Raw genomic sequence first — 15,865 nt, forward strand, 5'->3', positions numbered from 1 at the left:
TTTAGTTATGTAATTTTAAATTTATACTATATATAGTGTTATTATCATATTTATATCAGAATATATAAAACGTTATTTGATATTTGAGGGAGTATATCTTGCAAGTTTTTAAACGTGATGGCACGATCGCACCATTCGACATTCAGAAAATCATCACTGCTTGTCAAAAAGCAGCCATTGCGGCAGCCATTGAAAATCCTCAGACACTCGCCCTTACTGTAGCAACAGAGGTGGAAGAAGAATGCAAAAAATTTGAGGATACACTCCTAAATATTCCTAAAATTCAACTTTTTGTTGAAAATGCTTTAATGCGTTCATATCCAGAAGTTGCACGTCATTATATTGAATACCGCCATGATCGTGATAGCATCCGTGTCAAAGGGTCTATTCTACACTCACAACTCATGGGGTTAGTAGACAAAACAAACGAAGATATTGTTACAGAAAACGCCAATAAAGATGCGAATGTTTTTCCTGTCATGCGTGACCTAATGGCTGGGATAATCTCAAAACAATTTGCCAGTAATTTTCTTTCAAAAGATATTTTACAAGCTCATCTGAACGGCGACATCCACTATCATGACTTGGATTACTCCCCTTTCCTACCTTTTACCAATTGTTGCTTGGTTGATTTAAAAGGAATGTTAGAACAGGGATTCCATTTAGGAAATGCTGGCATTGAAAGTCCTCGCTCTATTGGGGTAGCCTGTGCTGTTACCTCACAAATCATCGCACAAGTCGCCAGCCATCAATATGGCGGAACTACCATCCCCAATATTGATCAAACATTGGCACCTTATGTAGACAAAAGCTATCAAAAGAATTTAAAGATCGCTCATGAATATTCTATTCCAGAAGCTGAGCGTTATGCACGTGAACGCACAGAAAAAGAAACCTATGATGGTATTCAAGCATGCGAGTATGAAATCAACACCCTTTTTAGCTCCAATGGTCAACAACCTTTTGTTACTTTCTCATTCGGGATGGGAACGAGTTGGCAAGAAAAAGCAGTTCAACGTTCGATCTTACAAGTTCGTATTAAAGGTATTGGGAAAGAAGGAATTACGCCTGTTTTTCCTAAGCTTGTTTTTTTCATTGAAGATGGATTAAATTTAAAAGCAAGCGATCCAAACTACGATATAAAACAACTCGCCCTCGAATGTGCTTCCAAACGGATGTATCCAGATATTATTTCAGCCAAATTAAACCGCGAATTGACGGGATCTTCGGAACCTGTTTCACCAATGGGCTGCCGCAGTTTCCTTGCTGTTTGGAAAGATCATGATGGTCAAGAACAACTGGCTGGTCGTAATAATCTAGGTGTTGTGAGTATTAATTTGCCTCGTATCGCCATTGAAGCAATGCAAGATGAAAATCGTTTTTTCAAGATTTTAGATGAACGTCTAGAACTATCCTTGAGAGCACTCATGACTCGCATTGATCGCCTAAAGGGAGTCAAAGCAAATATTGCTCCGATTTTATATACAGAAGGTGCTTTTGGTGTTCGTCTTCAAACTGATGATGAAATTACCGAGCTTTTTAAAAATGGCAGAGCCTCTATCTCATTAGGATATATCGGCTTACATGAAGTGGGCATCTTAATGTTTGATGGAACACATCCTTTTGGAAACAAAGAAGCTCAAAATTTTTTACATCGCGTTGTCGATTATCTTGCTGCTGCGACTTCTCGTTGGAAAGCGGAAACTGGTTGGGGGTTCTCGCTGTATTCTACACCAAGTGAATCTCTTTGTAATCGGTTTTGTAAACTCGATATTGAGAAATATGGTCAAATTAAACAAGTGACAGACAAAGGATATTATACCAACTCATTTCACTTAGATGTGGCTAGAAAAGTTAATCCATTTGAAAAAATCGAATTCGAAAAAGGTTTTGCTCAATCTGCCTCTGGTGGACATATTACTTATGTCGAACTCCCCAATATGCGTCATAATTTAAAAGCACTAGAACGTATATGGGATTATGCGATCGAGAATGTTCCTTATTTTGGAACCAATACGCCTGTTGATTCCTGTGGAAAATGTGGCTTCATGGGAGAGACAAAAGCAACGCCTGAAGGATTTACCTGCCCAGACTGTGGAAATAATGACAGTGCAAGCCTTTCTGTTACCAGACGTGTCTGTGGTTATCTTGGCAGCCCCAATGCGCGCCCATTTAATGCAGGAAAACAAAAAGAAGTCATCCGTCGTACCAAACATCTTGAGACCCAAGAATGAATTATGATCGCTACTATACTTGTGATGTTGTCAATGGCGAAGGGCTGCGTGTGACATTATTCGTGACAGGTTGTGCGCATGCATGCCCAGGATGTTATAATATCTCTTGTTGGAAGCGATTATCTGGTAAAGCCTTCACTTCTGAAGTTCGAGAACAACTCATTGAGTTATGTAAAAATCATGATGGATTAAGTCTGAGTGGTGGCGATCCGTTACTTCCTGCTAATCGTGAGGAAATAAGAGAACTTTGTTTTTTATTCAAACAACGTTATCCTGAAAAAGATATTTGGATGTGGACGGGGTATTTATATGAGGATATTCAACATCTGGAATTGCTAAACTACGTAGATGTGCTAATCGATGGCCCTTATATCAAAGAGTTAACAACGACTTTACCGTGGAGAGGCTCTAGTAATCAACGTCTTATTCGGTTAAACAAAGATTTAGTTACTATGTCTTAACGGAATTATTTATTTTATTAGTGGTGTAAATGAGCCCATGAAAGTTAATTTGAAATTTAAAAATATATTTCAACTCCCCGCAGGAATTCGTTCTTTACGCCTTCTAACTCCCTCAATCGCACTGAGTGATATTTCTGCAGGAATCTTGGTTTCCAGTGTGGCCATTCCTGTAGGGTTGGCTTATGCAAATTTAATGGGCGTACCAGTAATTATCGGGTTATATGCCTGTATTATTCCTGTATTCATTTACGCACTCTTTGGCTCTTCTCCTTTTTTAATGGTTGGCCCAGACACCGCGGTCAGTAATATCGTAGGTGTCAGCCTCACCGCGTTTGGATTAGCTTCTCCTGACCAACGTATTCAAGGAGCCGCCGCCATTGCCATCGGGGTCGGTGTTGTCAGCATTATTGCTGGCAAATTAAAACTAGGTTTTATTGCTAATTTCTTATCTCGTCCTATTTTAACAGGATATCTCGCTGGAATTGGTATCCAACTGATGCTGTCACAAATTACTATTGTGACACGGATTTATACACCTCCTGGTAATTTCTTTGAACAAGCACTCTTTTTCTTCCATCATTTGTACGCGATCCACTGGATTACGTTTAGCCTAGCGATTGTTTTCTTTATCTTCATCAGAGCTTGTATTTATTATAAACCTTCTATTCCTGCACCCGTTATTACCGTTATTGCCTCTATCTTACTCTCTTGGGGATTTGACCTCCAACAACATGGTGTTGTGACACTAGGTAAACTTCCTTCTGGATTGCCAAGCTTTCAAGTGCCTTCATTTAACTATCCTATTACCCAATTTATTGAAGCGGTTATTGCAATCACCCTTATCAGTTTCTCAAGTGGGATTATTACTGCACGAAGTTTTGCTGCCACCATTGGTAAACAAGTCGATGGCAATAAAGAACTGGTCGGTTTTGGAATTGCGAATATATTCTCAGGATTATTTCACAGCTTTACCGTTACTGGGGCTGATTCAAGAACCGCTGTTGCGATTAATTCTGGAGGAAAAACATCCTTAGTCGGGATTAGCTCAGCCGTAACCATTGCCTTAATCATTACCTTTTTCGCACAACCGCTTAGCTTCCTACCTTCAGCAATCCTTAGCGTTATCTTAATCTCGACTGCAATTAATCTGATCGACTTTAAAACCTTTAAATTTCTTTTAAAAGTCAGTCGCCAAGAAGCTTTCTTCGTCTTATTAACGATTATTGGTGTGTTATGGGTTGGCGTTTTACAAGGAATTATTATTGCTGTTTTCATCACCTTGCTTCATGGTTTGGCTCTTTCTGCAAAACCAAGAGATTCTCAATTAGGCATGCTTCCTAATACCAAGGAGTTAGTCAACTTACATATGGAACCTACAGCCGTTCCTGTCCCTCACTGTATTATTTACTTATTTGAAGCTTCCATTGTCTTTTTCAATGAAAATTATTTCTGCAATCGTTGTGAAACGATTCTCAGGCAATATAAAGATCAGCCAATTCACTGGTTTATTTTAGATGCCTCTGTAATGACCAGAGGAGATGCCAGTACTTTATATTCATTAAATCAACTCTATGAGGCCCTACAAAGTCAAAATATACAACTCGTCATTGCCGATGGTCATTATGAGTTTAGAAATATTATCCATAAAAGTGCGTTAATTAACAAAATTGCTGGTAGAAAAATCTATGACTCTGTCGAAATTGCACTAGAAGAAATAACCAACTTATCCCATCCACCTATGGAACCCATGACCGATGCCTAAAAAGATATGTCTTTTTGCACATTATACCCACTCAGATACATTACCCAACGACGTTCAGCATTACTTAAAAGCTTTATACGATTGTGGGTGGGAAACACACCTAGCTTTATCTGGGCAAAAGAGTTTATCTCTGGATACAGACAATTTTTGTAAACAACATAACATCACTCCACATCTGCGTTCGAATGAGGGATTAGACTTTGGAGCATGGCAAGAGTTAATGCATAAAGGAGTCACTCAAAACGCAGATCATATTTTACTAACCAATGATAGCGTTTTTGGCCCTTTATACCCCATGGATTCTATTTTTGCAGAAAGACTTAGCAAATCCATTGATGTATGGGGCATGGCTGAAACGTTAGAAGTCAACTGGCATCTACAGTCTTGGTTTCTTTGCTTTACAAACAACGCGTTCCATCATGAAAAAATCCAAGATCTCCTTAATCTGCCATTTAAAGAAATGCCAAAACCAGAAATCATCCAAAAAGGAGAGTTAGGACTGGGAAGGTTATTACAACAAATCCCTAACTTCAAATGTGCTGGACAATGGTCAAAGCTTCAAAAATATCCATTGAGAGATCCTCGACAAACCAATCCTATGCATCTGGATTGGCATAGTGTTATCGCATCTGGGAAAGTGCCTTTTATTAAAAAAGAAGTCATCCGTGATAATTACTATGGGTTATTTTGGCTGAATTACTACCGTAAACTACTAAAAAATAACGTCTATTTTTCTTTGGAATATATTGATGACTATTTAAAGCAGTTTCCTCATCGCCCTTTACCTGTCGTACCAAAGTGGAAACGCTTTTTATACTTATTCAGCACATATGACACAAAACTCGCTTGGCAATATTTCATCAGACATGGAATCTCATGCCCAATCATTGAACCACCTGAAAAATAATTAAAAATACAAAGAGAATTATTTAACTTCAAAAAAGATAATTTTCTTTGAATCTGCTAAATTGGGCAAAACACCAATACCATAATAAGTTCCACCATTATAAATTCCCCACCCTCCAAAAGCAAAACGGGAAAAATTAGCTAAAATACCGAAAGTGCCATCAATACTAAAGCTCGGTGATGGATAGGGAAAACGACTTTTGTTCCATAAATCAATATGCCCGCCATTTTGATTTTTTCCCCAATAGCTAGAAAAAGCAATAATCCCTGTTCGACCATAAACTTTATTTTTCCAATCTCTACCCGTAATATTTTCTGGTTTACCGAGACCACAAAAAGGATATTGCGTTAACCACGTTGCCATTTCATCGGCACGCGTTGCAACAGGTAACCCTTCAAGAATAATCCTCCCTAATGTTTGCCGTCCAGTAGCAGGCTTTACAGTTGTCTGAGAAAAAGATTTCATGGTTATTCCCACACGATGCAAGGTCACACTTAACCGAATGGCGCATTGATAAAAATACTCAGGTGCAGGATTGCCTGTTTCTGCATTCTTCCATAAATCTGCAAACTTAATACAGCGAGGAAACTGAGTAGACATAGTCGATGCAGAAGGATTCTTTTCAGCCCCTAAACTAGGGTCATTAAAAAAGAAAATAGCAAAAGAACAAATTAAACCTACATGTATCTTTTGCTGCATATTACTATCTTCCTAAATATATAAAGACATCGAACACAAGAAATAAATTAAAATAATTTAAAGATTTCTTTGTCACTCAATACCTTTGACCTATTCCGCCGCCTCACTCACTTGACGGTAATACCCCAACAACTCATCCGCTTGTTCTTCTAAAGTCGCAATGTGCTCTTTATGAGGATTTTTATAGTGATCAAATAGAGAAGCATTATCCAGCAATTTTTCGATCACGTTTTGAAGTTCAACCTGATCTCCAGTTAAAGAAATATAGTTTCCATTCACTCCATCAACGACATCTTCGGATTGACCGCCAGGATGACTACAAATCACCCAAACATCCCTCAATAATGCCTCACGAACGGTCATACCATAGCTCTCTTTCCATTGTGATGGGAATAAAAGCACATCAATCCCATAAAAGAAATCATCTTTACCTTCGTCATCATAAGGAGGAATTGTTACAATTTTTCCTTTTGCTTTCCAACTTTGAACATTAATTGGCTCATATCCCATATGCACTTTGCTATCGATAATTTTCAGTTCCCAATCAGATCGAGATAAAGATTTAAAAGTGTTTTGAATCAACAATGCCCCTTTAATTACTTCATCTCCAGCCACAAAACCAAATCTAATAGGAGTATTTTCTGGACGCATTGGGCGTGTTTTTTTAGGGCGCATAATCCCATTACGATTGACTTTGATCTGTAAAGGATTAGCATCATTCATAATATATAATTGTCGATGCGTTTCACTTGGACTCAGCAACAACGAAGCACCTTGTAACCCTTGTTGCATCATAATCATCCGCTCAGTCAAATAGCGTTCTTGAGGCTCACAGCCTTGACAAATTTTTAAATCTATTTTGTTTTGAAAACAATATTTACCATTTGAGCGAACCATAAATTGCCGGTTACATAACCACCAAGAATCATGCAATGTAATTACATAAGGGATTTGTTTACTTTGACAAGCAAATAACATCTGTAAACCCATATTTTGAATGGCATGAAAATGTACGACATCTGGTTTTACCGTGTCTAACACCATCTCAAAAGGTTCTATTACTTCGATATTATCAAATTTCTGAGCTGCGTGCACCTGAGGCGCCAAATCAACCGAATAAATAATAGATCCATGACGCTCATATTTACACAATCCTCGTTGCGTATCTTTAACTGGTCTGGAAGTAAAAATAGTAACTTCTACATCTTCTTTTTGATGAAGACGTCTAGCCATTTCTTCTGCAACAAATGTCGCGCCACCAAAAGAATATGGATCATAATAAATATTAACCACAAGTATTTTTAACTTCTTTGAAACTATCACATCCTGCTCTGGCTGACCAAAAACAGGTTTTACTTGTCGTGTCGTAATAGATTCTGGCGCGTAATACGCTGTCACATTTTCATAAGCCTGCTGCCCAATAGAGGTTCGTAGCTCAGCATCTCTGGCTAATAATAATAATTTTTCTGTCCATGCTTCAGTTGTGTCTGCCAACAACCCATTCTGATAGTCTTGTATTGTCTCTCTAAAAGCTTGTCTTGGCGAACAAACAGAAGCAATTTTTAAAATTGATGCTTCTAAATATTTAATATTGCTTTTCGCATCATTAAAAAGAATCGCTTCCAAAGGTGCAATCGCAATATCTGCTTCTGATAATATTTCTAAATATCGCTCATAAGATTGTGGAGGAATATAACGAATCTGATGAATAACAGCTTGAAACTCTAGTGATAAATCTAACTCACCAACAATCCATAAACGCAACATCGGTTCTTGTTTTAGTGCCTGCAATATACCTTGAGATACGATTAAAAAATCTGCATTATGTGTATTAGTACCTGAACCATATACAATAACAATTTCCCCTGTTTTTCGTTGTATAGGAAAATCATTATTCTTTTTAGAAAGATTCAAACGTTCAGCAATTCGTAACGTATCTCTATCTAATGCATTTTCAATGACATGTACAACAGACAAACCTGCTTGTTGCATCACCTCTGCTAAGGCTGTTGTTGATGCAATAGCTCGATCACAAGAAAGCATTGTTTTTCTAAATAAATCTGCACCAAAAAAAAGCAGGTCTTTTTCTTCTACTGAAAGCTCCTCCATAAAGCCACATTCTGCATAACGCTCTTTATCAACAATTAGATCATCCACTTCCCACCAAGGACTCAACCCTAATCTTTTTGCTTCTATAATTTGCTCAACTACATTGGGGAAGGCTGGAACTCTATAAAAAATTACATCTCTACAAATTTGCAATAAAGATAAAGCCGTTTTTTGCTCTCGCCAATCAACAATTTTAACGACCCATCCTAGACGCTCTAAATGTTCTGCTTTTTGCTGTACACGATATTTATAACATTGAGGTAGAGTTACCTCAGCAATAATCAATATTAATAAAGAATCACTATCTACAATATTTTTAGCAAATTGATAATCATAGATAATATCAAGTTTATCTAGGAATATATCTTTCTGAGGCCCTTTGCTATTCTTCGTTTGTTTGTTCGCAAAAAGAATTCTTTGAGATATACGATCTATAACAGGAAAACGAAGCGTTAACTTATCATAAACACCCTGATATCCATCTACTTTATAAATTTCGATAAAACGCTTTTTAACAATTTTTAACGGATATTTTTGAAAGAGTTTTCCTTTTACAATATATCCCAAAATTCGAACAGGAAGCGTAAGTCTCCATGAAAGAGATGATCTAATCCGTTCAATTAAAGCCTTTTGCTCATCAACTTCCTCTTTAAAAGATGAAGCCTGCAAAGCCAACAATTTTAGACTATGACGATATGTATCTAATAATCTACGCTGTGTTTCTATACTATTTTGATCAAGTTTATGATTCGTATGATGATCTTTATTACTCATGTATCTGACTACTTAAACGATATGAACTGATTGTATAAAAACAAAAAAAGCCAGCTACAAATGTAACTGGCTTTTAAAGAAACTACAAAAATCTTATGATTTAGCTGCAGAAGCGTTCGCTACTTCAAACTGATTAACTGTAAGATCTGAAACAGAAACACCTTCAATAGTAATGGTATGACCATCAAGATTTAGAACAGCATTACCGCTAGCATCATTCTTAGAGTTATCTAACAATGATTGTAAGCTACTGCTATCTAAGCCATAGTTAAATAAACCAATTTTGTTATCGCTACCTTCTTTAGAGAAGTCAGTAATAACAGTATTACCATTATCAGCAGTGTTTTTATTAAACATGAACAAGTTATCACCAGCACCACCAGTGAATGTTGAATCACCTGTTCCTGCTACTAGTGTATCGTTGCCACTACCACCTGTTGCAACAAAATCTGAAGTTCCGCCAACAACTGTGTTTGCATAAACCTGAAGCGCTTGTGTAGAACCAGAAGCGTTCAATGTTTCATTGCCAACGTCAGCAACGAAATAACCGCTACCACTGTCAGTAATATTTAAGGTATAATCTAATCCAGCAGCACCAAACGCATTAACAGATCCTGTTACGTTGTTTTCTGTTGTACCAACACCGTTTAAGAAACTCAAATCACCAGATGCAGTAATCGTATTTGAATCACCATGAACAACTTTTAGGTCACCAGATGCAGTAATAGTACTGTTATTACCATCGTTTAGTGTACTTTGATCAGAGTTACCTACGCCATTAAACGTATATGTACCAGAAGTACCACCGTTAATTGTACTACCACCACCCACAGTCACAGTATTATAGAAACTCAAATCTGATACTGAAGCACCAGCATTAAGGTTAACTGTTGCATTATAGTCAGCCGAATATCCACCATTTAAAGTAACACTATTTTTAGCTGTGCTATCTGATGATGCAACAATAGTATCATTACCATTAGAATTAACTTGGTTAATATTACCATCTGTAAGCGTAATAATGTTATTACCTTCACCAGCGGTAATAGTATTGTTACCAGTCCCTGATTTAATTGTATTATTACCATCACCAGCATCAATAGTGTTGTTACCAGATCCTGCTACGATGACATTATTACCATCACCAACGACGATATTCCAGTTACCACCATTAAGTGTATTACCGGTAAAAACAATGTTATTTTGTGCATTGCCGCCAACAAATTGACCGCTTTCTAAGCTCGCATTATAAACGAAGCCACCTGTATTACCAGCTAACACTTTAACATTTTGACTTGCATTCATTGCAGAATCAATTGTTACAGCTTGATCCAAAAGAGTTGCATTACTGATTTGAGTTGCTGTCATCCCTACATTTGGACTAACATCTGCATTAAATCCACCAACGACGATATAATCATATCCGTTACCAGCACTATATCCACCACCTTGAGTAATCATACCGTACCCAATTTGATCATCAACACTAGTTGGTGAATCAGTAACATTCATATAGTTTAGTTTGTTACTTGCATAATAATCTTGCAATTCACTTCCGAATTGCTTCGCTAAGCTAATTGCTTGTGTACCATCTAATGTCACAGCAATAGCACTATCGGTACCCCCGACAACTGTTATTCTTTCACCCATTCTACTTCACTCTTAATCTTTATTTTTAGTTATTAAAACAATATTTATTATTACAACTTTTAAACATAATATATGTTCGATTTATTTAAATACAATAACTTTGTAAAAAAATCAATGACTTTAACAAACAAACAAATAATTAACATTCAGCAAGCAATATACTTAGCGATTTGAATTGCTAAGTATATTTACGTAATAATTAAACAAGAATACTAAGCTGTTTTAGCTGTTGCATTCAAAACTTCAAAACGGCTCGCATTTAAATCAGAAACAGAAACACCTTGAAGAGTTACTGTCTGACTATCATCAAGACTTAGAACAGCATTACCACTAGCATCATTCTTAGAATTTTGTAGTAATGTTGCTAAACTGCTTTCATCTAAGCCATAATTAAATAAGCCAATTTTATTATTACCACTGGTGCCAAAGTCTGTAATGACTGTATTTCCATTACCTGTAGCACCTTTAGTGAACATAAATAAATTGTCACCAGCACCACCAGTAAATGTGGTATTTCCAATACCTGCAGCTAGAGTATCATTACCAGAACCACCAGTTGCTACAAAATTAGCTGTTGCACCAGAAACTGTGTTTGCGTAGATTTGTATACCTATAGTTGAACCTGAAGCATTTAAAGTTTCATTCCCTTTATCAGCAACAAATAAACCTGTGTTACTACCACTAGCATTCATAGTATAGTTAGAATCAGATGCACCAAATGCAGTTAACTGATCCGTTGCTGTCAATGTGGTTGTACCTGTACCATTCAAGAAATTAATTTTACCATTAATATCATAAGAAGTATCTGCACCGTGGATTACTTTTAACTCAGTACCACTAGTTGTTGCACTTACAGTTTCTCCACTTCCACCTTGGTAAATGTTTTGTGTTCCACCATTCGCAAACGTAACAGTCCCACTACTTCCACCTGTAACAGTTGAATTTTTACCTACAGAAATAGCATTGGTTGTGCCTGTATCAAGAATTAATGTATTATCATCCATAGTTACTTGTGATTTTGCACCCGTCAAAGTCACAGTATTATATCCGCCTGCACCACCAGTAATCGTATCTTGACCTTGAGAATAAATAGTATTATTTCCAGAGCCTAATGCAATAGAGGTCTTACCAGTACCTGTATTAATCTTATTATTTGCATTAGTGGTTGTAACTGTAGATTCACCATCACCTGTATAAATTGTCCAAGCACCTGTTTTACCAGAACCATCAAAAGTCAAATTACCAACAGTGTTGATTAAAGTACCAGCTTCATTGCCAGCATTATATGTTGTTCCAGATGTTCTGCCTGCCAAAATACTTACAGTACCAAGAAGAAAATCAGGACTATTTAATGTTACAGCACCGCTATTTGTGCCATCATCATCAGCTACTACAATATAACGATAAGTATTTGGCACTGCATAAGTACCAGACTCTTGCACAATAGCTGCTTCTTTTGCATTTGTTGTATTATCAGGGTTACCAGATGAAGGATAAATATCATATGCAACAATTGACCCATCAGCAATACCACTATTGATTTCTGATTGAAGTGCTGCTGCAGGAGCTCTTGCACGACCTGTCGCTGCACCTACACTGACTGTATCTCCATTAGCGCCTGTAATTGTAATCGCCATTTATTCTATTCCTCACGATGAAAATTAAATAGTTTCAGATTTTTTCTTATAAGAATTTCACATAAAAATGTGGCTTAAAATAGTATATTTTGCCTATTTTTCTCCATTATTTTAATAATGAAATCCTTACAAACAGCATCAATATATCTTATATTAACGTCATAGACAACTTACTGATCAAACATCTTCTTACTAATTTAAAATGTTTGTTACATCTTTTGTTAATATTATGGCTACTATAACACACTAGACCTGAGGTCACTTCACCATAAATCCGAAGTAATAACTCTTTTATTATCTATTCTTATAAATTATACATATATATAATCATAAGCAATATGAAAAAAAACATTAGAAAAAGCAATAATATTTTTAAACAAAAGATTGATTAAGATCATAACGAAAATTATTTAATAATTTTATGCATTAAATCCATACTATTACTTGCTATTCAAAGAAAATAAGGTATCTGTCAATTAACGTAAAACTACAGGGACTATTGTAATTATGGCACAAAAACTTTCATCTTCTAACCTCATTTCTTTACAAGATATACTCAGTTATTATGATGAATGGTTCTTATCATCTGCCTTTTTATCACAACAAAAACCGCACCCTCATCAAACTTTTTTAACGTGGCTTCTAAAAATTGCCACACCAAACAAAATAGCTATTTTCGATACTATAGAACAAAATACACAAAATATTTTTTGTATTTTAACACATATTCTCAACCTCACAGGCCAATGCTACGGAAATACAAACTGTAACAACCTCCTTCCTGAAACACTTATTCCTTTAACAACAGAAACGCCTCTTTCTTCTTTCTCTTTGATTTATATGGATATTAGTAATCAAACAATCAAGAGTGATCCCATTTTATCTGTATTAGAAAAGAGCCTTCCCAAAGATACAATTTTTATTTTCAATGCATTATATCATCAAAATTCTATCGCTAAAGAAAATCGCAATCTTATTCAGAAATGGAAAAAACAATATCCTTTCTTTGAATTCACACATCATCATGGATTACTACTTTTATATACAGGGGATGCAACGCCAAGCGTATTAAATGAACTCTTTACGTTAAAAAACACGCCAAAATTAGAACATTCTTTTAAAACACACTGCGCATTACAAGATGAATATTGGCTTTTAAAAACAAATGCCATTCAACACAAAAACATCAATAACAAAAAACAAATCATCGAAGCAAAAACTGAAACTTACCTATTAGAACAAGATATATATTACCGTGAAAAAGCAAATCAACACGCGATAAGTGCGATCAAAGAAAGCACCTCTTTAGAAAGAGAAAAATTACATAAAGAAATAGAATCACTACACAATGCTCTTACCCACACCTCGAAAGAGTTAAATACATCTATTTCTATTTCCAACACATATGCGGATCAACTAAGAGCGTCTCACAATGCTCTTCATGAATTTTCATTATGGAGACATAATACAGAAGAGAAAATTAACAGTATTCATTATTTATTAAAAAAATATCGTTTCTTTACATTCTTTTTGCCTAAAAAACTCAAAAATCTTCTTACATTCCTTCCCGTTCCTGCACCTCATATCCCTGCCGAATACTATCCTGATATTACTCCTGTTGTCCCTAGGGAGTTAAACCTAACACCTTCAACACAAGACACATCACGCCATATTATTTTTGTTGCTGGAGAACCTAATACTCCTGGTGTAATTTATCGTTGTTACCGTAATGCTGAAGCCTGTAATATGGCTGGACACAAAGCCAAAGTCATTAATGCGGCAAATGTTTCCCCTCAAGATATTGAATGGGCAGATATCCTAATTTTCTGGCGTGTAGAATTTAGTGGACATATCCTGGGGATTGTCGATGTAGCAAAAGAATACAACACACTAACTGCCTTTGATGCAGATGATATTGTCTTTAAACCGCATTTTGCTTATATAGAGATTATTGATGGGATTCGTACTATTGGCACGACAGAGGCTGAAACCTCTCGCACTTTTGGAAATATGAAACAAACCTTGATGCGTACTGACTTTGCAGTCGCTACAACTCAAGAAATGCGTGAGCATATGGCTCAAGAGCTTATTCCAAAACACGCTGGCCCGTTAGTATTTACCTTACCTAATATCTTTGATGATGACTGTGTTCGTGTCTCTCGCTTCTTTAGTCGTATTCATAAAGCCAACAAGAACGATAACTATATTAGAATCGGATATGCTTCAGGAACACGCACACATCAACGAGATTTCGCATTAGTCATTCCTGCCTTATTATCTATTTTCAAAAAGCGCCCTGATGTGAGATTAGTTCTATTCAGAGAACCAGAAAATCATCGTCCTATTTTACATATGAATGAGTTCCCTAAACTGAAAGATTTCCAAGATCGTATAGAATGGCGAGATACCGTCCCGTTAAAACAACTCCCACAAGAGTTAGCCAGATTTGATATTTCAATTGCACCATTGGAGGCTGATAATGTGTTTTGTAATGCAAAAAGTGAGCTCAAATTCTTCGAAGCAGCATTAGCAAATGTTTGCTCTGTTGTTTCTCCAACAGGGCCATTAACGCGTTGTATTCAACATGGAGTCACCGGATTTCTTGCTCATAATACAGAAGAATGGGAACAATATTTACTACAACTTATTGATGACTCTTCTTTACGACAAAAAATGGCTCAAGATGCTTATCATGATGTCTTGTGGAATTTCAGCACTCAACGCCAATCCTATCTATGCGATACAATGCTATTAAGCCTCACGAGTGAAAAAGGGGCGGCTCAAGCAATGGAAACAATGATTGCACGCAAAGACTATAAAAATCTTGGCATGCCTATCGTTCCAGAAAGTGAACTTTTATTTGATCATGATTCTTTACAAGAATCTGAAGTTACCGTGGTCATTACCTCATATAATTACAGCAAGTTTATTATCGAAGCGATGGAATCTGTTAAAGCACAAACGTTGAAACATATTGATATGATTATTGTGGATGATGGCTCTTCTGACGATTCTATAGAACTCATTATAGCATGGGCAAAAGATCACAAGAATCGCTTTAATCGCCTTCAACTTCACCGCTCTTTAAAAAATGCAGGATTGGGAGGTGCACGTAATATTGGTATCGCTGCAAGTGAAACCCTTTATTCTATGCAACTAGACGCTGATAATCGTTTACTTCCTGATAGTTGTGAAAAATTATTAGCAAGAATGAAAGATACTGCTATTGGGTATGCTTACCCTCATTTACGTCACTTTGGTGCTGGGGAAGCCACAGGTGGGCATGTGCCTTTCCACCCATTACGCTTAACCGTTGGAAATTACATCGATGCTATGGTGATGTTGGCAAAATGGGCATGGGCAGCAGCAGGAGGTTATTATGTGCAACGTGATGCGATGGGCTGGGAAGATTATGATATTTGGTGCCGTCTAGCAGAACTCGGCATTCAAGGTACACAGGTAAAAGAAGCTATTGCAGAATATCGTGCACATTTTTCCTCTATGACCAGCACCGTGACAGAACAAACCTACCACAAACCAAAAGTAACGTCTTACCTTGCTAATCGACATCCTTGGATCAAACTGGTTCTGCCTGAGGATTCTCCTTGGATTAATAAGAAAAAAGACTAATT

At 36.6% G+C, this 15,865-nt stretch carries 9 protein-coding genes; 5 read left to right on the forward strand and 4 right to left on the reverse strand.

The genetic code is table 11. The features are described 5' to 3' along the window. Positions 1-98 precede the first annotated feature (98 nt). The 4 genes from nrdD to CIN_RS10105 are packed head-to-tail and all read left to right on the forward strand — an operon-like array spanning position 99 to position 5,364. On the forward strand, positions 99-2,234 hold the full coding sequence (gene nrdD / locus CIN_RS10090; RefSeq protein ID WP_008854996.1) for an anaerobic ribonucleoside-triphosphate reductase: 2,136 nt from the start codon (positions 99-101) through the stop codon (positions 2,232-2,234). Beyond that, entirely contained in the window at positions 2,231-2,695 is a 465-nt protein-coding gene (gene nrdG, locus CIN_RS10095) for an anaerobic ribonucleoside-triphosphate reductase activating protein (RefSeq protein ID WP_008854997.1), read from the forward strand. The genes nrdD and nrdG overlap by 4 nt, the downstream gene beginning before the upstream one ends. A 37-nt stretch (positions 2,696-2,732) precedes the next feature. Next, a complete protein-coding gene (locus tag CIN_RS10100) occupies positions 2,733-4,457 on the forward strand; it encodes a SulP family inorganic anion transporter (RefSeq protein ID WP_050798425.1) in 1,725 nt (574 codons plus the stop codon). Beyond that, on the forward strand, positions 4,450-5,364 hold the full coding sequence (locus CIN_RS10105; protein WP_008854999.1) for a rhamnan synthesis F family protein: 915 nt from the start codon (positions 4,450-4,452) through the stop codon (positions 5,362-5,364). The genes CIN_RS10100 and CIN_RS10105 overlap by 8 nt, the downstream gene beginning before the upstream one ends. 18 nt (positions 5,365-5,382) lie before the next feature. On the opposite strand, the gene CIN_RS10110 is transcribed toward CIN_RS10105, so the two are convergent. The 4 genes from CIN_RS10110 to CIN_RS10125 all read right to left on the reverse strand — a co-directional run bounded on the left by CIN_RS10110 (position 5,383) and on the right by CIN_RS10125 (position 12,233). Then, positions 5,383-6,063, reverse strand: coding sequence for a type VI secretion system amidase effector protein Tae4 (locus tag CIN_RS10110; protein ID WP_008855000.1), 681 nt, complete (start codon positions 6,061-6,063; stop codon positions 5,383-5,385). Positions 6,064-6,153: 90 nt separating this feature from the next. Beyond that, on the reverse strand, positions 6,154-8,946 hold the full coding sequence (locus CIN_RS10115) for a glycosyltransferase (RefSeq protein WP_008855001.1): 2,793 nt from the start codon (positions 8,944-8,946) through the stop codon (positions 6,154-6,156). A gap of 93 nt (positions 8,947-9,039) precedes the next feature. After that, positions 9,040-10,596, reverse strand: a complete 1,557-nt coding sequence (locus tag CIN_RS10120; RefSeq protein ID WP_008855002.1) for a beta strand repeat-containing protein — start codon at positions 10,594-10,596, stop codon at positions 9,040-9,042. Positions 10,597-10,808: 212 nt separating this feature from the next. Continuing rightward, a complete protein-coding gene (locus CIN_RS10125) occupies positions 10,809-12,233 on the reverse strand; it encodes a beta strand repeat-containing protein (RefSeq protein WP_008855003.1) in 1,425 nt (474 codons plus the stop codon). A gap of 507 nt (positions 12,234-12,740) precedes the next feature. Between CIN_RS10125 and CIN_RS11580 the strand changes: the two genes are divergently transcribed. Beyond that, entirely contained in the window at positions 12,741-15,863 is a 3,123-nt protein-coding gene (locus CIN_RS11580; protein ID WP_008855004.1) for a glycosyltransferase, read from the forward strand. Positions 15,864-15,865 lie beyond the last annotated feature (2 nt).

The organism is Commensalibacter intestini A911, from assembly GCF_000231445.1.
Taxonomy (GTDB): Bacteria; Pseudomonadota; Alphaproteobacteria; order Acetobacterales; family Acetobacteraceae; genus Commensalibacter; species Commensalibacter intestini.